The sequence below is a fragment of the Streptomyces prunicolor NBRC 13075 genome, from assembly GCF_000367365.1.
GTDB classification, from domain to species: domain Bacteria; phylum Actinomycetota; class Actinomycetes; order Streptomycetales; family Streptomycetaceae; genus Streptomyces; species Streptomyces prunicolor.
Genome location: NZ_BARF01000069.1, coordinates 41,458 through 66,195 on the forward strand (window position 1 = coordinate 41,458; position 24,738 = coordinate 66,195).

Below are 24,738 nucleotides of genomic sequence, written 5' to 3' on the forward strand. Positions count from 1 at the left end.
CGTCGGCAAGGGAACGGAGCTGTGATGGAGGACGTCGCCTCGCTGGTGGCCCAGGCCAGGGAAGGCCGGCCGCGGGCCGTGGCCCGGCTGATCTCCCTGGTGGAGGGGGCGTCCCCCCAGCTCCGGGAGGTCATGGCGACCCTCGCACCACTGACCGGCGGGGCCTACGTCGTGGGCCTCACCGGATCGCCGGGTGTGGGCAAGTCGACGTCCACGTCCGCGCTGGTCACGGCGTACCGCAAGCAGGGCAGGCGGGTCGGCGTCCTGGCCGTCGACCCGTCCTCGCCGTTCTCGGGCGGCGCCCTGCTCGGCGACCGGGTCCGCATGTCGGACCACTCCTCCGACCCCGGCGTCTACATCCGCTCGATGGCCACCCGCGGCCACCTCGGCGGGCTCGCCTGGTCGGCCCCGCAGGCGATCCGCGTCCTCGACGCGGCCGGCTGCGACGTGATCCTGGTGGAGACGGTCGGGGTCGGCCAGTCGGAGGTCGAGATCGCCTCCCAGGCGGACACGAGCGTGGTGCTGCTGGCCCCGGGGATGGGCGACGGCATCCAGGCGGCCAAGGCCGGAATCCTGGAGATCGGCGACGTCTACGTCGTCAACAAGGCCGACCGCGACGGCGCCGACGCGACCGCCCGCGAGCTGAACCACATGCTCGGCCTGGGCGAGGCCCGTGGCCCCGGCGACTGGCGCCCGCCGATCGTCAAGACGGTCGCCTCCCGCGCCGAGGGCATCGACGAGGTCGTGGAAGCCCTGGAGAAGCACCGGGCGTGGATGGAGGAACACGGCGTCCTCGCGGAGCGCCGCGCGGCCCGGGCGGCCCGTGAGGTCGAGACGATCGCGGTCACGGCGTTGCGGGCGCGAATCGGGGACCTGCACGGAGACCGGCGGGTGGGGGCGCTCGCGGAGCGGGTCGTGGCGGGGGAGTTGGATGTGTACCGGGCCGCGGACGAGCTGATCGCGGGGATCACGGAGGTCTGAGTCGATGGTCAACGTCCGTATGCCGCTGCTACGTTGACCCACATGTTCCTCCTCATGGCATAGGGCACGCCGAACACACCGGCGTCCCTTTCCCATGCCTCCAGTTGAGGAACCTCTCGCATGTCCGCGTCTTCTTCCACGCCGACTTCGGCGTGCCCTTCGTATGCCGCCGTGCTCCAAGTCCCGTACGCCCGCCGCACGTTCGCCGCCGCGCTCGTCGGCCGGCTCTCGTACGGCATGGTCTCGCCGGCGGTCCTGCTCGCGGTCGTCCGCGCCACCGGCTCCTACGCGGCGGCCGGCACGATCATGGCCGCCTTCGGGGCCCTGGCCGTCCTCCTGATGCCCCTGCGCGCGGCCCTGGTCGACCGCCACGGCCCCCGCCGCGCCCTCCTGCCCATGGCGATGCTCTACGGCGGTCTCCTGTGCGTCCTCGCGGCGGTGACATGGCGTCCCGGAACGCCGGTTGTGGTGCTCGGCGCGGTGGCCGTGCTCACCGGTATGTGCGCGCCCCCGCTCGGCCCCACGATGCGCTCCGTGTGGGGCGAACTCGTCGGTGACCGTGGGCTGTTGCAGCGCGCGTACAGCCTCGACGGGGTCGCGGAGGAACTCCTGTACGTCGTCGGCCCGTTGGCGGTCGGCGGTGTGCTCGGCTTCGCTCCACCGGCTGCCGGGGTCCTGCTCAGCGCGGCCCTGATCGTTTCCGGGACGTTCGCCTTCGTCATGTCACCGGCGCTGTCCGGAGTACGCGTATCCGCGGGCGCCGGGCGGGGGTTGAGGCTCACCAGGGTTCGTGGGCTGCTCGGTCCGGTTGTCGTGGCCGGGGGGATGGGGCTCGCGTTGAGTGCCGTCTACCTGTTGGTGATGGCGTTCGTGGAGCAGCGGGGGTACGGCGAGGATGTCGTGCCCTGGGTGCTGGCGGCGGTGTCGGCGGGGAGCGCGGTGGGTGGGTTGTTGAACGGGGCGATCAACTGGCGGGTGGCCGCGCGGGTTCGGTTGTCCGGGGCGGCGCTCGGGCTTGGGCTGGCGTTGGCCGCGGCCGGGTCTGCCTCCGGGGTGTGGTCACTCACCGTGGCGGTGGGGTGTGCGGGGGGCTTTGTGGCACCGGCGTTGACCACGGCGTATCTGCTCGCCGACGAGGTGGCTTCGCCGGAGGCGCGGACGCAGGCGGGGGCGTGGGTCAACATGGCGGTGAACGCGGGGAGTTCGGGTGGGTCGGTGGTGACGGGGCTGCTGGTGGGGCGGGTGCCGTTGGGGGTTTGTTTTGTGGTTGCCGGGGTGGTGGCGGGGGGTGCGGGGATTGTGTCTTGGCTGCCGGTGCGTCGTGGCTGGTCGCGCCCACGCGGCGGAGCCGCAAATTGACACAGCCCCGCGCCCCTGAAAACCCAAAGACAGGGGGCCGGAGCTCTGTGCGAACTCCGGCCCCCGCCCAGCCTGTTGCTGCTACGGGCGTCCCCGATGCCCCCGCAGGTGTTCCGCGATCGGCTTCAGGGTCTTGCTGAGGTCCGACAGGCCCTCGGGGGTGGCCAGGTCGATGAAGTGGCGCCGCACCGAGGCGACATGGTGGGGCGCGACCTTCTGCATCGTCTCCAGGCCGTGCTCGGTCAGCACCGCGTACAGGCCCCGGCGGTCCGACTCGCAGTTCTCACGTCGGACCAGATCCGCGTTCTCCATGCGGGTGATCTGGTGCGAGAGGCGGCTCTTGGACTGGAGGGTGGCGGCCGCGAGGTCGCTCATCCGCAACCGTCGGTCCTCCGCCTCGGAGAGGTTCACCAGGATCTCGTAGTCGTTCATCGTCAGGCCGAACGGCTGTAGATCCTTCTCGAGTTGGTACGTCAGCAGCCTGTTGACCTCCAGGTGGGTGCGCCAGGCGCACTGCTCCTCTTCGGTCAGCCAGCGCGTGGCCGTCTCGGTCTCCATGAATGAAGTCTACCTAAAATGTTGAAAGGCGAACTAGTGAGGGTGGCGTGACGGCGCGCACATGTTCGACGTCACACTCCGCAGACTACCGCTCACAGCCCGAAGCGACGCTGGAGGTCCCCCAGCTGTCCGGGAAGGCGCGGTGCGCCCGCTTGCTGTGCGGGGCCTGTGGGGGACCCGCCCCCACTCGGTACCCCTGGCTCGTGCGGCACAACCCCTGTGGCCTGCTCGGCCATCAGTGCCTCGGACGACTGGAGCAGCACCGTGCCCGCGCCGACGAACTCGAACTGGTGCTCCTCCCCGGAGGCCCCGCCGATGCCCGTCATCGCACGTAGACCGCCCATCAGGCCGGTCATGTACGCGTGGTCGTAGTGATGGCACGGAGAGGGGCAGTCGGCCCAGCCGACGAGGGCCTGCGGGTCCACCCGGATCGGGGGTTCCATGAACACCACCGGGCCGTTCGAGGCGGCCACGAACTTTCCGGTTCCGATGAGTGTCAGAAAGCCGGGAACGATCGACTGCTTGAGAGCGAGAGTTGGCTGAAAAGCGAGCAGGTTGCCGGAGCGAATGGTCAGGTTGCCGTCTTCGAGGTCGTACGAGTTGACGTCGAAGGCCCGGTCGGCGAGCAGCATCTTGCCCGAGCCCTCGGCCACGACCCAGTCGCTCGCGTGCAGAGGCGAATGGAAGGACGTACGGACAAGTCGGTCGAGTCGCCCGTGCCCGATGCCGTTGAACTCCATCGAGCCGTAGTAGGCGATCATCTTCCCCTTCTGCAGGAACCACTGGCTCCCCTTGAGCTCCACGCAGAAGGTGTACTTGTTGACGTTGTCGTCGACCGGGAGGGTCATCGGGTCGTAGACCGTGGGGCCGGACCCCGCGTACTGGCTCACAGCTTCTCCTCCGACGCCTGGACGTACACCGCGCCGTTGCCGCTCAGCTCCAGCTGGAACGCCTCGCCGGAGCCCCGGCCCACCATGTCGCGCCAACCGAGCGCCGCGGACAGCTTGTTGCGTACGTCGCCGTGGTGGGCGACGTAGGCCTGCGGGTCGACGTGGACGGGTCTGCCGGGGGTGATCGGCACCTCGAAGACACCGCCGTGGGCCATCACGGCGACCGCGCCCTGCCCCTGGAGGGTGGTCGTGAACAGGCCCTGGCCGGTGACCTGGCCGCGGACCATGCCCATGACGCCGCCCTGCGAGCCCATGAACATCGTGCCCTGCCGGAGGGTGCCCTCGAAGGCGAGGAGGCGGTCGGCCTCCACGTAGAGGGTGTCTCCGGTGAGGTTGATGATCTGGATGTGGTGGCCGCCGTGACCGAACATCACGGTGCCGCTGCCCTCGACGGTCATCAGGGGGGTCGCCTCGTTCGCCACCCGGCGCCCGATCATCGACATGACGCCGCCCTGGCCGCCCTGGATGTTCGGGGTGAAGGAGACCTCGCCCTTGTAGGCGAGCATCGCGCCGCGCTGGCTGTACAGCCGTTGCCCCGGCATGACGGTGGCCTGGATCATCTTCGAGTTGATCTCGGTGAACGCCATGTCACACGTCCCCCGCGATCGTGTTCCGCTCGCTGGGCTGGACGTAGACGAGCCCGTCGCCCTCGAAGCGGATCTGGAAGGCCTCGCCGCCGCCCTCCCCGAAGAGCGTGCGGAAGGTCACACCGGACTGGAAGGACTGCTGGAGGTTCCCCTGGTGCGCGATGTACGCGCCGGGGTCGACGGTCAGCGGATACTGCCGACTCACTCGCAGCACCACCGCCGGACCGTCCGACATGATCGCCGCCTGGCCGTGCCCCTCGACGGTCGTCGTGAACAGCCCGTTGCCCTGCGAGGCGCCGCGCAGGCCGGTGAACGTGGTCCCCGTCCGCAGCCCGGCGTCGGTCACGAGGAGATTGCTCGACTCCACGTACAGCTTGTCCCCCTGGAGACTCACGAGGTTGATCTCGGAGGCCCGGTCCGCGAACCAGCACGTCCCCTGCCCCCTCACCTCCATCACCGTCATCTGCTCACCGGTGAGCCGCCGGGTCACCATCCCCCGGATGCCCTCACCGCCGCCGGTCATCTTCTTGAAGGCCATCTGCCCGTCGTACGCGACCATCGAGCCGTTCTTCGCCTTCACGGCGTCCCCGGTCATGTCGACGGCGAGCACCTTGCTGCCCTGGAGTCGAAACATCGCCACGCAGCGAAGGTAGCCGGAGAGGCGCGGTCGAGGACAGGCCCCGTGGGTGGAGAACGACCCTGACCTGGCCCCTAGGGGGAGCCGGGGGCGAACTGTGGGCGGGTCAGGGGCGTGTTGGGTGGGGGTGGGCTGTGGGGTGGGCTTGGGACGGGCCTGGGTGCGGGTCGCGGGGCGGATTCGGGTTGGGCTCGGGGCTTGTTGTGGGGGCGCGCCCGGGGAGGGTCCAAGACTTGGGGCAGGCGGGCAGGTCGCGGGGTGGAACCCGGGCCGGGCCGGCGACTTGGTGCGCCGCAGACCTGACGTGGGCCCAGGACGTGTTGTGGGGTGGACTGCGGTTTGTCGCGGGCGTCGGCGCGGGCGCGGACCCGGGGTGGGCGCAAGGGTTGTCGCGGGGCACTCCCGGGGTGGGCTCGGGGTTTCGTTACAGGGGCGGACCCGGGGCGCCCTCAGGGCGTGTCGCGGCGTGGCCCCAGGGTGTGCCGTGCCCAAGCGTGTCGCCGCGCGGTGCTCCCACGTGCCAGTGGGCGGTGTTCCGGCGGATCGATGGGCGGTGCTGCCGCGTGACGCCGGGCCGTAGGACGACATCGGCAGTACGGCATCGGCAGTACGACATCGACGCCCGGCGCTACGCCGTGTCGCGCGACCTGTTCAGCCGGATGACCGCCGTGCCCGCGTGCAGGTCGACCGTGGACCAGGGCGGGTCCCCGTCCTCCTCGTCGTCCCGCATCACCAGGGCGCTCTGCCGTTCCTTCAGCTCGGTCTGCTTGCCCGGGGACAGGCTCGCGTGGAGTTGCTCGAAGCCGGTCGCGGATATCTGGCCCTGTCGCCCGGCGTTCCGCCAGGGGAGCATTCCGGCGCGGCCCATCTTCAGGAGCAGCTGGTCCAGGAACGCGAGCGCGGTCAGCAGGACCACCAGTCCGGGCAGCGTCATGAAGAAAACGAACTGCACGGGCACTCCCGGGGCTCGGCTGCGGACCCCCAGTCTCGGCCCGCTCGGCCGTTTGCCACAATGGGTGAACGTTTGTGCTCGCGTTCACAAACTGTGGACGTCTCCCTCACCGAAGGTGAACTGTGGACATCAAGACCGCCACCGCCCTCCGCCGCCTCCGTCTGGTGTCGGCCCCCGAGGCCGTGTCCTTCCTCCTGCTGCTCGTCTGCTCGGTGCTGAAGCGGACCACGGACTTCAACGCGGTGCCCGTCATGGGCATGGTCCACGGCGTCCTCTTCATCCTGTACGTCCTCTTCTGGGCCGACGCCTGGAACCGCACCAAGTGGGGCGCGAAGACCGCGGCCTTCTACTTCATCCTCTCCGTGCTGCCCACCGGCGGCTTCTTCGCCGAGCGCAAGCTCAAGCGCGAGGCCGAGAACGCGGTCATCGCCTCCCGCGCCCGCCAGGAAGGGATCGTGAACGCATGATCGTCGCCTTCTCCGTGACGCCCCTGGGTGTCGGCGAGGACGTGGGGGAGTACGTCGCCGACGCCGTCCGCGTGGTCCGCGAGTCAGGCCTGCCGAACCGCACCGACGCGATGTTCACCAGCATCGAGGGCGAGTGGGACGAGGTCATGGACGTCGTCAAGCGCGCGGTCGCCGCCGTAGAGGCACGCGCCCCGCGCGTCTCCGTGGTCCTCAAGGCGGACATCCGTCCCGGCGTGACGGACGGCCTCACGTCCAAGGTGGAGACGGTCGAGCGACACCTGGCGGAGTAGCGAAGTGGGCGAGCGCCGTCCGGCGGGGGCGGGTCGGGGAGGTCGGAGGAGTTGGGGGAGCTGGGGGAGTTGGGGGAGCAAGGGTTTGAGGCCTTGCCCCGCCGCCCCCGAAGTCAGGGCAACTGAGGGAGCCATGGCTTAAGGCCTTGCTCCACCGCCCCCAGCACCTCACCCGGCGTCAGCTCATCCACCCGCTCCACCATCACGAGCCCCCACCCATGCCGCCGCACCACATCGAGCGTCACCGCCCGCTCGCGCCCCAGGTATGTCACCGCCGACGCGAGGTCGGACACCGACGGGCTCACCTCATACGCGGCGAGTTTCCCGACGTACCGGTCGAGCCACTCCGGCCCCTCCCGTTCCACGGCCCGGGACAGCGCGGCCCCGGCGTCCCCGTCGAGGAAGACCACCACCGGGCGGACCGGGGCCAGCACACCCGTGAGGTCGGTCATGAACGCGTCGATCACTTCCTCGCCGTGCCCCATCGCCAGCAACGTCGGCACGAATGGCACGAGCGCGTCCGCGACCACCACGTCGTCGCCGGCCGCCAGAACAGAAGCGACATACCGCTCCGTCGCCGCGGCCGGCGTCTCCAGACCGACCGCTCCCGTCGCCCCGAACTCCTCGGCCACCGCGGCGAATTCGGGCCGGCTCAGGATCTCCTCCTCGCGGAAGTGATCCACCCGTAGCCCCGCGCCGGCGAGCGACCGGGACAGCCCGGCGCACAGCGTCGACTTGCCGACCCCGGGAGCCGCTCCCCACACCGACACCAGAACCGTCATCCCCAACTCCCCACCACAGCCCCGCAGCCGGTCACCACACCCGCTCCAGCGCCGTGCTCAACCGGGAGACGGACCCGAGATCCGGCAACTGCCCCAGGGAAGCGACGACCTGACCGCTCGCGAACTCCCGTTGCTCTGCGGTCACTTCCGGGTCGATCGCGCACTCTGCCTGCACCCGCACATAGTTCAGCGCGGTCGCGAAGAGCATCGAGAACGACTGCGGGCCCTGTACGACGGCACGCCCCCCGGCACTCCGATACGCCCGCGCCACCCGCACGCCCGCCTCCACATCCCCCGCGTTCCCGCCCGACCACACGAACAGGGCGCGGGCCAACTCCCGTTCCGCAGACGCGGATCCGGCGTTGTCCCAGTCGAGGAGGACGGGACCGGCCCGGCCCACCAGGACGTTCTGGGGTTGCAGATCGAGATGGGACGTCACCAGGTCACCGGGGTCGGACGGAGTCACCCAGTGCGCCAACTCCCTTGCGGAGCCGGCGATGAACCGGCCCAGCTCGTCCGTCCACGGCATCCCCGCCCGCCCGACCTCCGCGTGCAGCACTGCCCACTCGTCGTCCCCCGGGCACCGCTCGTACCAGGCGGACGGCATCACACTCTCGCCCTCGCCCGCCCTGTGCAGCAGCGCCATGGTCCGCCCGAACCAGTCCAGCACGTCCGGGTCGGACACGTCGGCGGGGGCGCCGTCGATCCAGTCGTACAGCTTGACGTGGGACCCACCCGAAGAGCCGGAGCCGGAGCCGGAGCCGGAGCCGGAATCGGAGTCGCGGTCGAGGTGGGAGACGTACGCCCCCTTCCGATTCGGCAGCAGCCGCGGCGACGCGATCCCCAGCTTCTCCGCGGCCTCCCGTAACGCGGCCTCCCGGCGGACCTGGTCCTCGTCGCAGCCGAAGAGGAGCTCCTTGACGGCCCATGACGAGCCCGGCCCCGAACCGTTGCCGGACAGCTTCCAGATCTGGCCCAGGGCGCCACGCGTGACGGGCGTCAACGTCCACGGTCCGGCGCCGAGCGCGTAGGTCTCGGCGATGAGGTCGGCGGTGTCGTGCATGCGGGTGCCTCCGGGACGCTGCTGAGGATCATGACCGGGGCATTCTCCCCGAGCCACCCCCGAACCCCGCTCCACCGCCGGAGGCACCCGTTCCGCCGCCGGGGGCAACTCCCCACCCACCTGGACGCACCCAGTTCGACACGCCCCAATATGTCCACTTGTGTGTGGGTATCGGCCCGGTCGATCTTCGGTTCCACGGTCTCCACTCGGACTCCACGGTTCCTCGCTCCCCGGGCGTCGATCACTCCTCAATCATTGGAGGGCGCTGTGCGGCCGGAGGGCTACGACTACGACACCTACAGCCGACTGGCCGGACCGCTCACCGAGCCGTCCGGTGCGTCGTACCAGGTGCAGTACACCTCGCTCCTCTCGCGCGAGCCCCACCGAATACGCGCTGTCCTCCTGATGAGCCTCGCCCCGGTGCTCACCGCCGCCCTGCTCGTCTATCTTGTCTGGCCCTCCCACTGGGTCGAGCGCGAGGGCGGTCAGGAGTGGATGGTCGGGCTCGACGTCACGATGCTGATAGCCATCGGTCTCATCGAGCTGTTCATGGTCGTCAACGTCGCCTCCGTCGCCCACGCCACGCTGGTCGCCCGCGACCCGATCCCCGTCGTCCCCGCCCCCGGCACCCGCGTCGCCTTCCTCACGACGTACGTCCCGGGCAAGGAACCTCTGTCCATGGTCCGCGCGACTCTTGAAGGCGCGGTCAAGGTGACCCACACCGGGCCGGTCGACGTCTGGCTTCTCGACGAGGGTGACGACGAGCAAGCCAAGGCCTTGTGCGCCGAGTTGGGCGTACGGCACTTCACGCGGCACGGAGTTCCCGAGTGGAACCGCCCCAAGGGTGTCCACAAGGCCCGTACGAAGCACGGGAATTACAACGCCTGGATCGCCATGCACGGCGGCGACTACGAGTTCTTCGCCTCCGTCGACACCGACCATGTGCCGCTCCCCAACTTCCTTGAGCGGATGATGGGTTACTTCCGCGACCCGGACGTCGCCTTCGTCGTAGGACCGCAGGTGTACGGGAACTACCACAACCCCGTCACCAAGGCCGCCGAGTCGCAGCAGTTCCTCTTCCACGCGCTGATCCAGCGCGCCGGAAACCGCTACCGCGCCCCCATGTTCGTCGGCACCAACAACGTCGTACGGATGGCCGCCGTCAAGCAGATCGGCGGGCTGTACGACTCCATCACCGAGGACATGGCCACCGGCTTCGAACTCCACCGGCATCGCAACCCGTTGACCCGTACGCACTGGCGGTCCGTGTATACGCCCGATGTGCTTGCCGTGGGGGAGGGGCCGGCCTCCTGGACCGACTTCTTCACGCAGCAGATGCGGTGGTCGCGCGGGACGTACGAGACGCTCATCAAGCAGTACTGGAAGGCGCCGTTCACGATGCCTCCGGGGCGGCTGTTCTCGTACACGATGATGCTCGTCTACTACCCGATGACGGCCGTCAACTGGCTGCTGGGCATCATGAGTTGCTTCCTGTTCCTGTGGTTCGGGGCCTCCGGTACGCAGGTCGCGGCCTCTGTGTGGCTGATGCTCTACAGCGATGCGGCCGCGCTTCAGATCGGGCTCTATCTCTGGAACCGGCGGCACAACGTCTCCCCGCACGAGCCGGAGGGGTCCGGTGGTCTCGCGGGCATGGCGATGTCGGCGCTCTCCGCGCCCATCTACCTCAAGTCCTTTGGCGAGGCGCTCATCCGTCGGCCGAGTCGGTTCGTCGTCACACCCAAGGGCGGCGACGCCAGCCCGGACCGGGTGATGACCTTCCGGATCCATCTCTTCTGGGCGATCCTCCTGGCGACCTCGCTGGCCGCCTCGGTGATCCTCGACCACACCCACGCGGCCATGCGCACCTGGGCGGTCCTCGCGATGGTCATCTCCCTTGCGCCGCTGGGAGTTTGGATCGGCTCGCTGCTCAAGGAGCGCCGGGAGCGCCGGTCGTTGCTCGGTGGCGCGCGCACCCTCGACACCGCCGAGCCCGCGCTCGCCACCACCGGGGCCGGTCCGTCCGTCTCCAGCACCACGACAGGGGGCAACTAGACCATGGCGTACCAGCCGTCCCAGAAAACCAGGAAGACCGTCCTCGGCATCGGCGGCATCGCCGTCCTGGCCGGTCTCAACGCCCCGGCCGCCCTCGACTTCGCCGGCGAGCAGTACCACGAGTACAAGATCACCCGGCCCGGCTACATGGCCAAGTACGGCTCCTGGGACCAGATCGACATCCCGAAGGAGTACCGCACCAACGCCATCCACGCCTCGCTGCTGCACACCGGCAAGGTGCTGATCGTGGCGGGCTCCGGCAATGAGCAGAAGAAGTTCAACGCCGGGTCCTTCGACACGGTGTTGTGGGATCCGAAGGCCAACACCTTCAAGAAGATCCCGACCCCGGTCGACTTCTTCTGCGGCGGACACAGCCAACTCCCCAGCGGCAACCTGCTGGTGGCCGGTGGCACCGCCCGCTACGAACTCCTCGACGGCGAGGTCAAACGGGCCGGCGGCGGTATGCGGGTCAAGAACGAGAGCCCGAACAAGGCCATGTTCCTGAAGAAGGGCACCGTCTTCCGCTCACCGGCCGGCGTCGACTACGTCACCAAGTTCGACGTCACCGTCCCCAAGGCCAAGCGCGAGTTCAAGGTGACGTACAACGCCCGCGGTGCGATGCAGCCTTGGCAGACCAAGGTCACCGCGAGCGAAGTCCGCGTCTTCGTCGAGGCCACCGAGGCGGGCCCGATGTCGGTCACCGAGAACCAGGCCCAGTACGACATCGTCGGCCTCAAGGGCAAGGACGCGAACAACACGTACGGCCTCTCCGAGAAGATCACCCTGGAGAAGCAGGACTACCAAGGCATCCGCGCCGCCTACGAGTTCGACCCGAAGGCCGAACGGTACATCTCCGTCGACCCGATGGAGAAGGCCCGTTGGTACCCGACCCTCGTCGGTCTCGACGACGGCCGCGTCCTCGCCGTCTCCGGCCTCGACGACGTCGGCGTGATCGACCAGGGCGACAACGAGATCTACGACCCGAAGACCAAGAAGTGGACCCCGGGCCCCAAGCGTTACTTCCCCACCTACCCGGCCCTCTTCCTCACCAAGGGCGGCAAGCTCTTCTACCCGGCCTCCAACGCCGGTTACGGACCCGCCAACAAGGGCCGTGAGCCCGGACTTTGGGACCTGAAGACCAACAAGTTCACCAAGGTCGCCGGACTGCGCGACCCCGAGGAGACCGAGACCTCGTCCTCGCTCCTCCTGCCGCCCGCCCAGGACCAGAAGGTGATGATCCTCGGTGGCGGAGGCGTCGGCGAGTCCAAGAAGTCGACCCCGCGCACCGCGGTCGTCGACCTCAAGCAGGACAGCCCCGTCTTCAAGGACGGCCCCGATCTCCCGCAGGGCACGCGGTACTTGAACAGCGTGATCATGCCGGACGACTCGGTCTTCACCACCAACGGCTCCTCGGACTACCGCGGCCGCAGCGCCAGCAACATCTTCAAGGCGCAGTTCTACGACCCGAAGGGCAACGCCTTCCGCGAGGCCGCCGCCCCGATGGTCGGCCGCAACTACCACTCCGAGGCACTGCTGTTGCCCGACGGCAGAGTCGTCACGTTCGGCTCCGACCCGCTCTTCGACGACCAGGCCAACACCAAACTGGGCCACTTCGAGCAGCGCATGGAGATCTTCACCCCGCCCGCGCTGCACAAGAACGGCACCAACAGGCCGGTCCTGCAGGACGGTCCGGAGACCCTGGACCGGCACCACCGCGCGACCTTCCGCACCGACCACCCCGACCGCGTCGTCAAGGCCCGCCTGATGCGCCCGAGTTCGGTCACCCACACGACGGACGTCGAGCAGCGCTCCATCGAGCTGGGCATCGTCAAGGACGGCAAGTCGGTGACCGTGGACGTACCGAACGACCGGGCCCTGGTGCCGCCCGGCTGGTACATGCTCTTCGTGACGGACGCCCAGGGCACGCCGTCGGAGGCCAAGTGGATCAAAGTGCAGTGAAGTTGACCGCAATGAACTGAAGCGAACTGAACTGCCTTGCTACGCCTTGGAGTTGCGCGCCAGCTCCAAGGCGTACTCCGGCCACCACTGGCCGGCATCCGGACCGCCCTCACAGGTGCCGTCCGAGGCGCCGGGCCGCTTGATCCACAGATAGGCGTCCAGGGACTGCTCCCCGGTGTCGGTGGTCGGCCGGGTGCCCAGACCCCGGCCCGGCGGATTGCACCAGGCGCCGGCCAGCGGTCCGTTGCCGTTGCGGCTGGTGTCGACGACGAAGTGCTTGCCGCCGAGGTCTCGGGACAGCTGGACGCCGTACTTCTTCGTCACCGCGTCCGTCTGGAAGTTGGACACGTTGAGGGAGAACCCGTCGGCCTCCTCGACCCCGGCCCGCTTCAACGGCTCCACGAGCTTCGAAGAGTCCTGAATCCAGGACGGGTTGCCCGCGTCGAGATACACCCTCGTCCCCGACTGCTGCTTCAGCCGGACGACCGCCTCGCTCAGCAACTGCTCCCGCTCGCCCTGGTATTCGCCGGGAGTGCACCCGTCCACCATGTGCGCGACGGCGTCGGGCTCCAGCACGACCAGAGCCTTGGAGTCCCCCAGCGCGTCGGCGAACTTCCCGATCCACGCCCGGTACGCGTCGGCGTCCCCGGCCCCGCCGGCCGAGTGCTGACCGCAGTCTCGGTGCGGAATGTCGTACGCCACGAAGACCGCCGTACGACCCTCCTGGCGCGCGGACGCGGTCGCCGCCCTGATCACCGGGCCGGGGTCGATCTCACCGGCCGGCCACAGCGCGGTCGGTTCCTCGGCGATCCGCTTGAGCAGCGCGGCGTCCTGCTTGCGCCCCTCCCGCTCCCACATCTGGATCTGCTCGGCCGCCGGGCTCGCCGGGTCGACCCAGAAGGTCATGTCGCCCATCGGCCCCTTGGACCGGGCACCGGCGACGGAGGCCTCGTCGACGTCGGACGCGGACGAACAGCCCACCGCGAGCCCGAGGACCGTGAGCGCCGCGAACGTGCGGATCAGCCGGGACATGTCGCTCCCTTGCGCGAGGGGACATTAAGTGATGATTCGTCAGCATTGTGGACGATCGCGCACCGTGCCGGGCCCTGGCGCGCCGGTCAGCCGCCGCCCGAGGCCAGCGCGATCCCCAGCGGTGTCCGTTCGTAGAGCACCTGATGGCCGTAGCGTCGCGCCGTGAGCAGGCCCGCGTCGCGCAGCACCGTCAGATGCGCGGACACCGACGAGGGTGCGAGGCGGAGCCGGTGGGCGAGGGCGGTAGTGGAGGCGGGTTCGTCGAGCGCGGCCAGCACGGTGGCCCGGCCGCGCCCCAGCAGCCGTAGCAGCGCGTCCGGTGTGTGGCCGGCGGGCTCGGTCCACAGGGCGCCGATGCCACGCGCCGGGTAGGCGAGGGTCGGCTGCCAGGGGTGCTCGAAGGTGCTCACCACGTTCGGCCAGATGAAGACGCTCGGCAGCAGCACCAGCCCCTGACCACCGAGCAGACGCTCGTGCTCGCCCCGGAAGCTCACGGTCAGCGTCCCGGCGTCCCAGCCGCAGTCCCGGCTGATCTCCGGGAGCAGCACGCCGAGCCCGACCTCGGCGAGCCGGCGCGAGTGGAAGGCGATGTCCGCCTCCAGCAGGGCGCGCAGCCGCGGCCAGTCCGGCGCGACCAGGGTGTGCCAGACGGCCTCCATCGCGTCCGCCAACTCCTCGATCATGAGGGCGGGTTCACGCAGCCAGGCCCGGCCCCGCGCGGACTCCAGAGCGCCCGGGGTGTCCGCCAGCGACCGGGCCGTGTCCTCCCGCGCCCGCGCCGGATCGGCCGCGCGGACGGCGGCGATCTCCTGCTCGAAGGTGGCCGAGGGACCGATCGGCGGCGGACACAGCCAGTCGGGGCAGTGCCCGGTCTGGGGCATCAGCAGCCACAGCGGAGCGAGATCGAGACCGGCCGCCGCCGCACCGATCCGCCGCAGCCAGCGCGCGTGATACCCGTGCCGCTCCGGCCGCTTCAGCGTGCGCACCACCTCCTGCGTCTCCCACAGCGGCGACACCGCGAACCGGCACCTGAGGAAGTCGTCCTCCCCGAAATACAGCCGCGACGGCATGCCCCACCCCCCCCAGAAGATCCGGCCTTGCAGAACCTGAGAACTTGAAGAACCTGAGAGCCTGAAGATTCGGCTCTGTCCGAAACTCTAGGACGCCGCAGCGCCGCCGAGCACGCTGCTGTCCATGCTCCAAGCCCCTCCCGCTCCGCCCACCGGCTACCGCCGCGTCCTCGCCGTCCCCGAGTTCCGCATCGTCTTCGCCGCGCACGCGCTCTCCCTCCTCGGCGTGGTCGTCACCGAGATCGCCCTCTCCGTCCTCGTCTACGACCTCACCGGCTCGCCCCTGCTGAGCGCGCTCGCGTTCGCGGTGGGCTTCCTGCCCTATCTGATCGGCGGGACGCTGTTCGCCGGGGTCGCCGACCGGTATCCGGCCCGGCGGGTGCTGGTGGTCTGCGACCTGGTGTGCGCGGCCTGCGTCGCGGCGATGGTGACGCCCGGCACCGGCATCGCCGTCCTGCTGCTGCTCCGCTGCGCCCTCGCCGTCGTCTCACCCGTGTTCGCGGGCACCCGGATGGCCACGCTCGTCGACATCCTCGGCGACGGCGACCTGTTCGTGCTCGGCCGCTCACTGCTGCGGATCGTGTCGCAGAGCGCGGTGCTCGTCGGGTTCGGACTCGGTGGCCTGCTGCTCACCGTGGTCTCCCCGCGCCACGCCCTGCTGATCACCGTGGGCACCTTCCTCACCTCCGCCGCCCTGCTGCGCCTCGGCACCCACCGCCGCCCCGCCCGCGGCACCGGCAAAGGTGCCCTGCTCGCCGATTCCCTCAAGGGCGCCCGGCAGGTCCTCGCCGACCGCCGGGTCCGGGCGCTGCTCCTGCTCTTCTGGCTCCCGGCGATGTTCTCCGTCGCCCCGGAGGCGCTCGCCGCCCCCTACGCGGCTGAACTCGGCGTCGGTTCGACCGGGCTCGGGCTGCTGATGTGCGCCCTGCCCGTCGGCACGATCGCCGGCGAGCTGTACGCCGGCTCCCGACTGCGCCCCGCCACCCGGGCGCGGATCGCGCTCCCGCTGGTCTGCTGCACCCTGCTGCCCTACCTCGGCTACGCCGGCCGGCCCGGCCTGGCCCTCTCGCTGGTACTGCTGGTGGTCGCGGGCGCCGGGTCCGCGTACACGCTGGGCCTCGACCAGTGGTTCGTCCGGGACGTGCCCGAGGAACTGCGCGGCCGGGCCATGACCCTGCTCACCGCCGGGCTGATGACCATCCAGGGCGTCGGCATGGCCCTGGCCGGTGTGGCCGCCGAGTTCGCCGGGGTGCGCGGGGCGGTCGTGGGAGCCGGGGTGCTCGGCACGGTCTGCTGCGCCCTGCTCGCCGTGGAAGCCCGCAGGACCGATGGGCGAGACGGGGCTGACCACGATGTGACCGGCCGGTAAGGTCTGGTGCCGTGCCGAAGCCGCTCAGTCTCCCTTTCGACCCCATCGCCCGCGCCGACGAACACTGGAAACAGCGCTGGGGAAACGTGCCGTCCATGGCCGCCATCACCTCGATCATGCGGGCCCAGCAGATCCTGCTCGCCGAGGTCGACGCGGTCGTCAAGCCGTACGGACTGACCTTCGCGCGCTACGAGGCGCTGGTGCTGCTCACCTTCTCCAAGGCGGGCGAGCTGCCGATGTCCAAGATCGGCGAGCGGCTCATGGTGCACCCCACGTCCGTGACCAACACCGTGGACCGCCTGGTCAGATCCGGTCTCGTCGACAAGCGCCCCAACCCCAACGACGGCCGCGGCACCCTCGCCTCCATCACCGACAAGGGCCGCGAGGTCTGCGACGCGGCCACGCGCGACCTGATGGAGATGGACTTCGGACTCGGGGCCTACGACGCCGAGGAGTGCGGGGAGATCTTCGCGATGCTGCGGCCGCTCAGGGTCGCGGCGGCGGACTTCGACGAGGACTGACCCGGGCCGCCGACCCGGGGAAAGATCGCCCGGAACCGGTCGTTACGCTCGTCCTCATGAAAAAGAGCGTGTTCACCCGCTACCGCGTTTTGGCGTACACCACGGGTGTGCTGCTGGTCCTGCTGTGTCTGAGCATGATCGCCAAGTACCTCCTGAAGATCGACGGCGCCGGGAGCTTCACCGAGGTCGTCGCCATCGCGCACGGCTGGCTGTACGTCGTGTATCTCCTCTTCGCCTTCGACCTGGGCTCCAAGGCGAAGTGGCCGGTCGGCAAGCAGCTGTGGGTGCTCCTCGCGGGCACGATTCCAACGGCCGCGTTCTTCGTCGAGCGGAAGATCAGCCGCGAGCTGGAGGGTCACTTCGCCGAGCCGACCCCGGTCGCCGCGAAGGCGTAGCGACGAGCCCGCACTCGGCCGAGTGCGGGCTCCTGGGTCGCCGTCAGGGTTCCTCGACCAGGAACCTGACGTTGTCGACCACGAACTCGCCGTACTGGAGGGCCGATCCGACGGCCTCCAGCCGCGCGTACCGGTCCGGGGACAGCGAGGCGTCCCGCGCGGCGGCCATCGCTCTCAACAGCACCCGGAACGCCAGGTCCGGAGTGCAGCGGTGGGCGCAGTCGATCAGCGCCGCCCGTACCTCCGCCGTCAGGAACCGGGTCTCCTCGATCTCGGCGACGACCGCGTCGAGGCAGGCCGTGCCGTCCTCCGTGTCCGCTCCCGTGAGGGGGCGTACGTCGGGTTCCGTGGACAGCCGGGCGTCGCAGAGGCCGACGACCGTCCGCGTCCACTCCGCCCCGCTGCCGAGCCGTGTCTCGAAACTCGGCAGGTACTCCGCCCCGGCGTTCCAGAGCACCTCCAGCGTCTCCGACGGGAGGTTGCCGAGGGTTCGCGCGTCACGGCGTACCGCCAGGGCCGCCTCGTCGCTCCACCCCGTCAGGTGGTTCGCGACGATCTCGGCGGCCGTGTCCCCGTCGTGGGTCCCGTCCTGATGGAAGAAACCCATCACCCAGGACACACCGAAGTCGAACTCCGTAAAGCGTGGCACCGCGTCTGACCTCCCTTGCTTCTGCTTCGGATGCTTCTACTTCGGATAGCACGTCTGGACGTAGTAGCCGGCCTTGTGCCCCTTGGCCCGCACGAGCTTGATGTAGAACCCGTTGCCCAAGACCACCGGGCTCCCCTGCCCCGGTGGGTAGTAGGCCGTACCGAGGGAGTTCTTCGCTCCGAAGTAACCCTGCCAGTCCAGGTCCCGCGCCGATCCGCGGAGCCACGTGCGAATCCTGTTCGCGTTGTTGGCCAGCGCGTAGTCGACGACCTGCTGGGCGGTCTGCTGGTCGACGAACAGCGAGTTCGCGGTGAGGCGCCCGAGCTTCTCCGTCTTCGCCGCGGCCAGTCGCTTGGCATCGTCGACGGACACGACACCCGCCGTGTGCTCGTCGAGCGTGTGGGCCAGTCCGGGGAATTCCCCCTGGTCGAAGACGAGGTCGTTGCAGTTGTGGACCAGGACCGGGCTGTCGCCCGCCACCGCGTAGAAGGTGTGCAGGCCGGACACCGTCAGGTCGTACACGGTGCGCGGCGCCGCCTCGTGCCGGTCGAGCAGTGCGGCCACGACGCGGAGAGCGCCGTCCGGGCCGCGCAGGGCGTCTCCGGGCCGTAGGTCGGACGCGAGGGTCCAGCCGCGGCCGGTGACGAAGAACCGGTGCCCGGGCGTGCTGGTGAGGCGCCCGCCCTCGGTCAGGGTGACGTCGACCAGGTCGGCGGTGGCGTGGCGGAAGGTGCGGGTGACCGGCTCGCCCCGGGTGTGCCCGGTCGCCGGGTCCGCGGCCAGCAGGAGGTCGCCGGTCCGCACGTCACGCAGTGCCTTGCGGTTGCCGTCGGCCAGGACGACCTCCGTGGTGCCGGGGAAGCTGTTGGCCCTGCACGCGGTGCGGGCCTCCTCGTACACCTCCACGGAGTGCTCGATGTCGGCCAGGGTCTGGGCGTCGACGTCCAGCGCCTTGAGCGCCTTCAACGCGTCGCTGACCCCTACCCCGGTGCGCATCGCGGCGTCCACGGCACGGATCGCCTCGGTGATCTTCGCGATCGGGCCGCCGAGCGGGATCCAGGTGGCGGCCCAGGCGCAGTCGCCGTAGCTGCCGCTGCCGTCTCCGTTGACCTTGTGGTAGCAGCCGGTGAAGTCGCCGATGATCGAGTCGTAGATGCCCTTCCAGACGTCCTTGGTCACGTCCCACGCGGAGATCTTGACCGTCTTGGTCAGGTTCTTGAACGGCAGTGTCTTGATGAAGACGGTGTCCTCGGCCGGGCAGCCGGCTTCCGTGGCGGGCACGTCCGGGTCGACGCAGAAGTAGTAGCTGACGATCGCGTCGAAGTGCACGACGAACACCAGCGTGTTGCAGTCCAGGCCGTGGCACTCGTTGGGGAGTTGTTCGCGCTGCCCGGTCTCCTTGATGTCGTCGATGACGGAGAACACGCCCCCGACGCCGGTCGAAGCACCGGTCTGCACCTGCTTGTTGGCGTCCTTGCGCCCGGCTTCGTCGGCCGCCTGCTGCGCCGAGTCCGCGTACTTCTGCGCGTCCTTCGCCGCCGCCTCGGCCGCGGTCGCCTCGGTGTCGGCACGGTCGGCCGCGGCGCGGGCGTCCTTCGCCGCCTGTTCGGCCTCGGCCGCCGCCGTGCGGGCGGCAGCCGCGTCGAGGGCGGCCTGGTCGGCGGAGTCGCGGGCGTCCGCGGCGTAGCCCTCGGCGCGTCCGGCGGCCTTGTCGGCGGCGGTCGCGTCCTCGGTGGCCTGCTGGTCGTAGTCGATCGTGCGGGAAAGGGACGACTGGGCGTCCGCCGCTGCCTTCGCCGCGTCGGCCGCGTAACCCAGGGCCTCCTTGGCCGACGTGCGGGCGTCCGCCGCGTGGCCGGCGGCCTCCGCCGCGATGGTGTACGCGGCCTTCGCGTCACCGGTCGCCGCGGTGGCGGTGCTCTGCGCCTGCGCGGCGGCCTTCTGGGCGTTGGCGGCGTGCGCCTCGGCCACGGCCTGCTGCTGTTCGGCGATCGTCTTCGACGACTGTCCGGACAGCACCACGAGTCCGGCCGCCGAGTCGGTGGTGAGGTACGGCGAGCCGAGCTGGATCGCGTCGTTCGCCGGCGCGGCGACCTGCAGGGCCGAGTTGCGGGCGTCCTCCGCCGCCTGGGCGGTGGTGTACGCGTGTCCGGCGGCGTCCGCCGATCCCGCGACCGCCTTGACCGCCTCCGCCTCGGACGCGTCCGCCTGCTTCTTCGCGTCTACGGCGTCCTTCTCGGCGTCGTCGGCCAGCTTCACGGCGGTGCGCGCCGCGGCGGCGGCGTCCTGCGAGGCCTTGATGGCGTCCGCGGCCGCGCTGGTCGCCGTCCGTACCGCCGCGTCCGCCTTCAGCTTGGCGGCCTGGGCGTCGTCGGCGTCGGACCTGGCCCGCTTGGCGGCGGCCTCGGCGCGGGTCGCCGCGGCATCGGCGTCGGCGGCCGCCTTGGTCGCCGCGTCCGCCTCGGAGCGGGCCGAGGCGGACGCGGACTCGGCGTCGTCGGCGGCCTTGTCCGCGTCGTTCGCGGCGGCGCGTGAGGCCTGGGCGTCGTCGGCGGAGTCGTGGGCGTCGGCGTAGGCGTCCTTGGCGTCCGCCTTGGCGCGCGCGGCGTTCGCCTGGTTCGCGGCGTCCCAGGCGTCGTCCCGCTTGCCCTTGGCCTTGTCCCGGGCGGTCTCGGCGTCCTGCCGCCGGTCCCGGGCGGTGCCCTCCGCCGTCTCGGCCGCGCTCTGGGCGTCCTTGGCCTTGGTCGCGTACCCCTCGGCCCGCGTTCGGTGCTGAGCGGCTTCGGCCTGCTTGGCGGCGGCGGTCTCCTTCTCCGCCTTGGCCGTCAGCTCCTCGGCCTCGGCAGCGAGCCGCTTGGCGTGCGCGGTGGCGGCCGCGGCCTTCGCGTCGCCCTCGGCCCGCAGCGTCTCGGCGAGCTTCGCCCGCGCGGTGTCCCGCGCGTCCTTGGCCTTCTGCGCCTGTACGGCGGCGGCGTCCGCGGCGGCCTTCGCCTGCTCGTTGGCGGCCTGGGCGGCGGCCGTACGGAAGGCCGCCTTCGACGCGGCGGCCTGTGTCACGGCACGGGCGGCGATGGTCGCGCTGTCACCGGCGGCCGCCTTCGTCGCGGCGTACGCGGTGTCGCCGGCCTTGGACAGCGCGTCCAGCGCGGCCGACGCGGCCATCGTGACCTGTGCCTTCTGCTGTCCGACCAGCAGACCGCGGCCGCGTGGCGCACCCGCCTGGTCGGCGATGCCGTAGGCGGCCTGTTCGGCGGTGTCCGTGTCGGTGGCGGACTTCTTCGCCGCGGTGGCCTGGGCCTTCAGCAGGTCGAGCTGCTTCTTCGCCGCCGTCTGGGCGTCCGTGACGCCCTTCTTCGCCTTGTCGAACTGGGCCGTGGTCGGGTAGTCCAGATCGCCGGTGCCGTTGTGGCCCGACGGCGTCATGTCGAACTTCTGCGGGTCGGTGCCCTTGCAGTCCCACATCCGTGCGTCACGGCCGTTGTCGTACGTCGCGAGGTCCAGGCAGTTGCCGGTGCCCGGGTTGTACAGACGGGTGGTCGCGTGGGTGTTGTACTCCCACTTCTGGGCGGCGCCGGTGGTGCACGTGGCGAGTTGCAGCGCGGTGCCGTTCACGATGCCCGTGCCCTTTACCTCCAGGCACTTGCCGGAGTTGACGTTGACGAACGTGGTGCCGCTGATCTGCCACTTCTGGCCCACGCTGCCGTTGCAGGTGTAGATCTGCACCGGCGTGCCGTTGTCCTTCTTGCCGCCCGCAGCCTCCAGGCACTTGTCGGAGGAGCCGTGCGCGTGCACGATCATCGGGCTGTCGCCGATCCAGCCGGGGCCGCCGGCCGACCAGTAGTCCTGCCAGCGGGCCAGCCGGTCGGCGATCCACGACTGACCGAGCATCACGCCCAGCGCCTTGGAACCGGCCGCGAGGGCCTTGGTCGCGTCGCGGTTGGCGTCCAGGATCTTGTTGCGCTGCGCGGCCTGGCCGGCGATCTCCTGCTGCCACTCGCCGGACGCGGCGGCGACCTCCTTGCCGAGCACCTTGTTCGGGTCGACGGGGGTGCGCCAGGCACAGGCGGCGAACCGGCTCTTGAGGTCCTCCACGGCGATGCGGTACTCGACGCTGCCCGGTTCGGGAGCGGTACGCGCGAAGCCGCCGGAGGAGAGGAAGAGACGGGCGTTGTCCGCGCCGGTCGGCTCCGGGTCCCAGTCGACCAGATCCTCCCAGGCGCGGTGTTCGGCGTACGCCTGCTGCCATTGCTGACCGGGGAGCGTGGGGTCGGGATCGGCGCCGTACAGCGGGGTGCCGAGGTTCTTCACGGCCTGGACGGTGCTGTCGTCGGCCTTCGGGGTCGGGTCCGCGTAGAAGTCGTCCTCCTGCTTCCAGAACTGGTCCGCGACCCACTTGTCCAGGCCGGTCTGGGCGAAGAAGCCCGGGCCGGTACCGGTGGTTCCCGGCGGCCAGTGGAACCCGGTCTCGGTGAAGCCACCGGGGGTACTCAGCCCGGCCAGTGGCTTCTTCCACTCGTCGACGTACGCGCCCAGCGCGTCGCCCTCCTTGTCCGCGGCGTCCTTGTCCTTGTCGAACGCCGTCGAGAGCGGGGTCGTGTTCCAGTAGGCCCGGTCGGCCGCGGTGTGCAGCTTGTCCGGCGTCTGGTTGAGCCCGTCCTGCGCGGTGCCGAACATGGCCGGACCGCCGAGGCGCAGGGCACCGGTCAACAGGCACTGGTCCTGGCGCAGTTGTTCGGCGGCGGCCCCGTCGAAGCCGTCGTAGCTGTCGGCGACGAGGCCGCTGTCGACGGTCCGCCGCTCGGGCAGTTCCGGGTGTCCGGCGACTGTGGCCAGTACGGCGAGCGCGAGCATGGGTGGGACGAGGCGCGTGAAGCTCCGCGCCCTGGCGCGTCTGGAACGCAAGGCAAGATCCGTTCTTCGGAAAAAGGGCAGGTGAGGGTGCCCGTCCGAAGCGGTGATGGCCTCGCTGGCGGCTGTGTCCCCCGGTCACTGATCGATGTGCCCACAAGGGAGTGGTCAGCTCCGGTGGGCACAGCGCAGTCACGATAGATCTGTGCGTCAACTAAGCGCAAGGTAGGAGTTTTTTGTGAAGGAGGCGACCGCTTTTGATCGGGTGACGGTGGCGGCCGTGACGGTCGGGATGGCGATCCTCGACATTTACTAGGACGTCCTAGTAAATTCGAGGGTATGGACGCTGACGCCATCGCAGAGGGCCGCCGACGCTGGCAGGCCCGGTTCGACGCCGCACGTACGCGTGAGGCCGACTTCACCACGCTCTCCGGGGACCCGGTCGAGCCGGTGTACGGGCCTCGCCCCGGGGACACGTACGACGGCTTCGAGCGGATCGGGTGGCCGGGGGAGTACCCCTACACGCGCGGGCTGTACGCGACGGGCTACCGCGGGCGGACGTGGACCATCCGGCAGTTCGCCGGGTTCGGGAACGCCGAGCAGACCAACGAGCGGTACAAGAAGATCCTGGCCAACGGCGGCGGGGGGCTGTCTGTGGCCTTCGACATGCCGACCCTGATGGGCCGCGACTCCGACGACCCGCGCTCGCTCGGCGAGGTCGGGCACTGCGGGGTCGCCATCGACTCCGCCGCCGACATGGAGGTCCTCTTCAAGGGCATCCCGCTCGGTGACGTCACGACGTCCATGACCATCAGCGGCCCGGCCGTCCCCGTCTTCTGCATGTACCTCGTAGCCGCCGAACGGCAGGGCGTGGACCCCGCCGTCCTCAACGGCACGCTCCAGACGGACATCTTCAAGGAGTACATCGCCCAGAAGGAGTGGCTCTTCCAGCCCGAGCCGCACCTGCGTCTCATCGGCGACCTCATGGAGTACTGCGCGACCGGCATCCCCGCCTACAAGCCGCTGTCCGTCTCCGGCTACCACATCCGCGAGGCCGGCTCCACGGCCGCGCAGGAGCTCGCGTACACCCTCGCCGACGGCTTCGGGTACGTCGAACTCGGCCTGTCCCGGGGCCTGGACGTGGACGTCTTCGCGCCCGGCCTGTCCTTCTTCTTCGACGCGCACGTCGACTTCTTCGAGGAGATCGCCAAGTTCCGCGCGGCGCGCAGGATTTGGGCCCGCTGGCTGCGGGACGTCTACGGCGCGCGGTCCGAGAAGGCGCATTGGCTGCGCTTCCACACCCAGACCGCGGGCGTCTCGCTGACCGCGCAGCAGCCGTACAACAACGTGGTCCGTACGGCAGTCGAGGCCCTCGCCGCTGTCCTCGGCGGGACCAACTCGCTGCACACCAACGCCCTGGACGAGACACTCGCGCTGCCCAGTGAGCAGGCGGCGGAGATCGCGCTGCGCACGCAGCAGGTGCTGATGGAGGAGACCGGGGTCGCCAACGTGGCGGATCCGCTGGGGGGTTCGTGGTACGTCGAGCAGCTCACCGACCGGATCGAGGCGGACGCCGAGAAGATCTTCGAGCAGATCAGGGAGCGGGGACTGCGGGCCCACCCGGACGGTCAGCACCCGATCGGGCCGATCACCTCCGGCATCCTGCGCGGCATCGAGGACGGCTGGTTCACCGGCGAGATCGCGGAGGCCGCGTTCCAGTACCAGCGGTCCGTGGAGAAGGGCGACAAGCGCGTCGTGGGCGTCAACGTCCACCACGGGTCCGTCACCGGTGACTTGGAGATCCTTCGGGTCAGCCACGAGGTGGAGCGGGACCAGATCCGGGAGTTGGGCCAGCGCAAGGTCGTACGGGACGAGGCGGCCGTAGGGGCGGCCCTCGGCGCGATGCTCGCGGCGGCGCGGGACGGGTCGAACATGATCGGCCCGATGCTGGACGCTGCGCGGGCGGAGGCGACGCTGGGGGAGATCTGCGGGGTGCTGCGGGACGAGTGGGGGGTGTACACGGAGCCCGCCGGGTTCTAGGCCGTGTCCGCGAAGTCCCGGCGTCGGCCCGAGGGTCAGCCCCGCGGCGTCCGATGCGGCGAGTGGGGGTACCTCCCACGCCCTTAAGGCAGTGGGGGAGCGTGCCGGGCGTCGAGGGGCGGGCGGGACTTCGCGGACACGGCCTGGGGTCGGACCGGCTGATCGGGCCGCAGGAGA

General features: G+C 70.2%; 21 protein-coding genes. 10 read left to right on the forward strand and 11 right to left on the reverse strand.

What is annotated here, in order from left to right; translation table 11 throughout:
* Positions 1-24: 24 nt before the first annotated feature.
* Both meaB and SPR02S_RS30140 read left to right on the forward strand, forming a co-directional pair.
* Complete coding sequence (meaB, locus tag SPR02S_RS30135; protein WP_019060753.1) at positions 25-981, forward strand: methylmalonyl Co-A mutase-associated GTPase MeaB; 957 nt, start codon at positions 25-27, stop codon at positions 979-981.
* 120 nt (positions 982-1,101) lie between these two features.
* Entirely contained in the window at positions 1,102-2,340 is a 1,239-nt protein-coding gene (locus tag SPR02S_RS30140) for an MFS transporter (protein ID WP_019060754.1), read from the forward strand.
* A gap of 81 nt (positions 2,341-2,421) precedes the next feature.
* On the opposite strand, the gene SPR02S_RS30145 is transcribed toward SPR02S_RS30140, so the two are convergent.
* The 5 genes from SPR02S_RS30145 to SPR02S_RS30165 all read right to left on the reverse strand — a co-directional run bounded on the left by SPR02S_RS30145 (position 2,422) and on the right by SPR02S_RS30165 (position 6,024).
* Entirely contained in the window at positions 2,422-2,898 is a 477-nt protein-coding gene (locus SPR02S_RS30145) for a MarR family winged helix-turn-helix transcriptional regulator (protein ID WP_019060755.1), read from the reverse strand.
* 92 nt (positions 2,899-2,990) lie between these two features.
* On the reverse strand, positions 2,991-3,746 hold the full coding sequence (locus SPR02S_RS30150) for an AIM24 family protein (protein ID WP_078623038.1): 756 nt from the start codon (positions 3,744-3,746) through the stop codon (positions 2,991-2,993).
* A gap of 38 nt (positions 3,747-3,784) precedes the next feature.
* On the reverse strand, positions 3,785-4,435 hold the full coding sequence (locus SPR02S_RS30155) for an AIM24 family protein (RefSeq protein ID WP_019060757.1): 651 nt from the start codon (positions 4,433-4,435) through the stop codon (positions 3,785-3,787).
* Between the two features lies 1 nt (position 4,436).
* Positions 4,437-5,069, reverse strand: a complete 633-nt coding sequence (locus tag SPR02S_RS30160) for an AIM24 family protein (RefSeq protein WP_019060758.1) — start codon at positions 5,067-5,069, stop codon at positions 4,437-4,439.
* A 631-nt stretch (positions 5,070-5,700) separates the two neighbouring features.
* Positions 5,701-6,024 carry a DUF6191 domain-containing protein gene (locus SPR02S_RS30165; RefSeq protein WP_019060759.1) on the reverse strand — a complete coding sequence of 108 codons (324 nt, stop codon included), beginning with the start codon at positions 6,022-6,024 and terminating at the stop codon, positions 5,701-5,703.
* A gap of 122 nt (positions 6,025-6,146) precedes the next feature.
* Here SPR02S_RS30165 and SPR02S_RS30170 point away from each other — a divergent pair, with 122 nt between their 5' ends.
* Positions 6,147-6,491, forward strand: a complete 345-nt coding sequence (locus tag SPR02S_RS30170) for a DUF3817 domain-containing protein (RefSeq protein ID WP_019060760.1) — start codon at positions 6,147-6,149, stop codon at positions 6,489-6,491.
* Complete coding sequence (locus SPR02S_RS30175; RefSeq protein WP_019060761.1) at positions 6,488-6,781, forward strand: MTH1187 family thiamine-binding protein; 294 nt, start codon at positions 6,488-6,490, stop codon at positions 6,779-6,781. The genes SPR02S_RS30170 and SPR02S_RS30175 overlap by 4 nt, the downstream gene beginning before the upstream one ends.
* A 113-nt stretch (positions 6,782-6,894) precedes the next feature.
* On the opposite strand, the gene SPR02S_RS30180 is transcribed toward SPR02S_RS30175, so the two are convergent.
* Both SPR02S_RS30180 and SPR02S_RS30185 read right to left on the reverse strand, forming a co-directional pair.
* Positions 6,895-7,563, reverse strand: a complete 669-nt coding sequence (locus SPR02S_RS30180; protein WP_019060762.1) for a hypothetical protein — start codon at positions 7,561-7,563, stop codon at positions 6,895-6,897.
* Between the two features lie 31 nt (positions 7,564-7,594).
* Positions 7,595-8,626 (reverse strand): phosphotransferase, encoded by a 1,032-nt coding sequence (locus SPR02S_RS30185; RefSeq protein WP_019060763.1) that lies wholly within the window; start codon positions 8,624-8,626, stop codon positions 7,595-7,597.
* Between the two features lie 267 nt (positions 8,627-8,893).
* On the opposite strand from SPR02S_RS30185, the gene SPR02S_RS30190 reads away from it, so the two are divergent.
* Positions 8,894-10,678 (forward strand): glycosyltransferase family 2 protein, encoded by a 1,785-nt coding sequence (locus SPR02S_RS30190; RefSeq protein ID WP_019060764.1) that lies wholly within the window; start codon positions 8,894-8,896, stop codon positions 10,676-10,678.
* 3 nt (positions 10,679-10,681) lie between these two features.
* Positions 10,682-12,637 carry a radical copper oxidase GlxA gene (gene glxA / locus SPR02S_RS30195; RefSeq protein ID WP_019060765.1) on the forward strand — a complete coding sequence of 652 codons (1,956 nt, stop codon included), beginning with the start codon at positions 10,682-10,684 and terminating at the stop codon, positions 12,635-12,637.
* A 39-nt stretch (positions 12,638-12,676) separates the two neighbouring features.
* Here glxA and SPR02S_RS30200 read toward each other — a convergent pair whose 3' ends face one another.
* Together SPR02S_RS30200 and SPR02S_RS30205 are read right to left on the reverse strand one after the other, a co-directional pair.
* The gene (locus tag SPR02S_RS30200; protein WP_019060766.1) at positions 12,677-13,669 is read right to left on the reverse strand and encodes a glycoside hydrolase family 6 protein; all 993 of its coding nucleotides are present in this window, start codon (positions 13,667-13,669) and stop codon (positions 12,677-12,679) included.
* An 86-nt stretch (positions 13,670-13,755) separates the two neighbouring features.
* A complete protein-coding gene (locus SPR02S_RS30205) occupies positions 13,756-14,739 on the reverse strand; it encodes an ArsR/SmtB family transcription factor (RefSeq protein ID WP_019060767.1) in 984 nt (327 codons plus the stop codon).
* 124 nt (positions 14,740-14,863) lie between these two features.
* Between SPR02S_RS30205 and SPR02S_RS30210 the strand changes: the two genes are divergently transcribed.
* Genes SPR02S_RS30210 through SPR02S_RS30220 form a run of 3 tightly spaced genes read left to right on the forward strand, consistent with a single transcriptional unit; the run spans position 14,864 to position 17,024 of the window.
* Positions 14,864-16,108 (forward strand): MFS transporter, encoded by a 1,245-nt coding sequence (locus SPR02S_RS30210; RefSeq protein WP_019060768.1) that lies wholly within the window; start codon positions 14,864-14,866, stop codon positions 16,106-16,108.
* A gap of 11 nt (positions 16,109-16,119) precedes the next feature.
* On the forward strand, positions 16,120-16,629 hold the full coding sequence (locus SPR02S_RS30215) for a MarR family winged helix-turn-helix transcriptional regulator (RefSeq protein ID WP_019060769.1): 510 nt from the start codon (positions 16,120-16,122) through the stop codon (positions 16,627-16,629).
* A 56-nt stretch (positions 16,630-16,685) separates the two neighbouring features.
* Positions 16,686-17,024, forward strand: coding sequence for a DUF3817 domain-containing protein (locus SPR02S_RS30220; RefSeq protein WP_026150985.1), 339 nt, complete (start codon positions 16,686-16,688; stop codon positions 17,022-17,024).
* Positions 17,025-17,067: 43 nt separating this feature from the next.
* Here the strand turns inward: SPR02S_RS30220 and SPR02S_RS30225 are convergent, their stop codons facing one another.
* Both SPR02S_RS30225 and SPR02S_RS30230 read right to left on the reverse strand, forming a co-directional pair.
* Positions 17,068-17,673, reverse strand: a complete 606-nt coding sequence (locus tag SPR02S_RS30225) for a hypothetical protein (protein WP_019060771.1) — start codon at positions 17,671-17,673, stop codon at positions 17,068-17,070.
* Between the two features lie 36 nt (positions 17,674-17,709).
* Positions 17,710-22,524 (reverse strand): ricin-type beta-trefoil lectin domain protein, encoded by a 4,815-nt coding sequence (locus SPR02S_RS30230; RefSeq protein ID WP_052347073.1) that lies wholly within the window; start codon positions 22,522-22,524, stop codon positions 17,710-17,712.
* A gap of 336 nt (positions 22,525-22,860) precedes the next feature.
* On the opposite strand from SPR02S_RS30230, the gene icmA reads away from it, so the two are divergent.
* On the forward strand, positions 22,861-24,561 hold the full coding sequence (gene icmA / locus SPR02S_RS30235) for a coenzyme B12-dependent isobutyryl-CoA mutase large subunit (protein WP_019060772.1): 1,701 nt from the start codon (positions 22,861-22,863) through the stop codon (positions 24,559-24,561).
* The last annotated feature ends 177 nt before the right edge of the window (positions 24,562-24,738 follow it).

What these genes read in the sequence shown, in the direction of transcription:
- meaB (WP_019060753.1), top strand. Translation starts at nt 25, where the DNA reads ATGGAGGACGTCGCCTCGCTGGTGGCCCAGGCCAGGGAAGGCCGGCCG.
- SPR02S_RS30180 (WP_019060762.1), bottom strand. Translation starts at nt 7,563, where the DNA reads ATGACGGTTCTGGTGTCGGTGTGGGGAGCGGCTCCCGGGGTCGGCAAG.
- SPR02S_RS30230 (WP_052347073.1), bottom strand. Translation starts at nt 22,524, where the DNA reads ATGCTCGCGCTCGCCGTACTGGCCACAGTCGCCGGACACCCGGAACTG.
- SPR02S_RS30150 (WP_078623038.1), bottom strand. Translation starts at nt 3,746, where the DNA reads ATGACCCTCCCGGTCGACGACAACGTCAACAAGTACACCTTCTGCGTG.
- icmA (WP_019060772.1), top strand. Translation starts at nt 22,861, where the DNA reads ATGGACGCTGACGCCATCGCAGAGGGCCGCCGACGCTGGCAGGCCCGG.
- SPR02S_RS30155 (WP_019060757.1), bottom strand. Translation starts at nt 4,435, where the DNA reads ATGGCGTTCACCGAGATCAACTCGAAGATGATCCAGGCCACCGTCATG.
- SPR02S_RS30200 (WP_019060766.1), bottom strand. Translation starts at nt 13,669, where the DNA reads ATGTCCCGGCTGATCCGCACGTTCGCGGCGCTCACGGTCCTCGGGCTC.
- SPR02S_RS30160 (WP_019060758.1), bottom strand. Translation starts at nt 5,069, where the DNA reads ATGTTTCGACTCCAGGGCAGCAAGGTGCTCGCCGTCGACATGACCGGG.
- SPR02S_RS30220 (WP_026150985.1), top strand. Translation starts at nt 16,686, where the DNA reads ATGAAAAAGAGCGTGTTCACCCGCTACCGCGTTTTGGCGTACACCACG.
- SPR02S_RS30205 (WP_019060767.1), bottom strand. Translation starts at nt 14,739, where the DNA reads ATGCCGTCGCGGCTGTATTTCGGGGAGGACGACTTCCTCAGGTGCCGG.
- glxA (WP_019060765.1), top strand. Translation starts at nt 10,682, where the DNA reads ATGGCGTACCAGCCGTCCCAGAAAACCAGGAAGACCGTCCTCGGCATC.
- SPR02S_RS30210 (WP_019060768.1), top strand. Translation starts at nt 14,864, where the DNA reads ATGCTCCAAGCCCCTCCCGCTCCGCCCACCGGCTACCGCCGCGTCCTC.
- SPR02S_RS30140 (WP_019060754.1), top strand. Translation starts at nt 1,102, where the DNA reads ATGTCCGCGTCTTCTTCCACGCCGACTTCGGCGTGCCCTTCGTATGCC.
- SPR02S_RS30175 (WP_019060761.1), top strand. Translation starts at nt 6,488, where the DNA reads ATGATCGTCGCCTTCTCCGTGACGCCCCTGGGTGTCGGCGAGGACGTG.
- SPR02S_RS30145 (WP_019060755.1), bottom strand. Translation starts at nt 2,898, where the DNA reads ATGGAGACCGAGACGGCCACGCGCTGGCTGACCGAAGAGGAGCAGTGC.
- SPR02S_RS30185 (WP_019060763.1), bottom strand. Translation starts at nt 8,626, where the DNA reads ATGCACGACACCGCCGACCTCATCGCCGAGACCTACGCGCTCGGCGCC.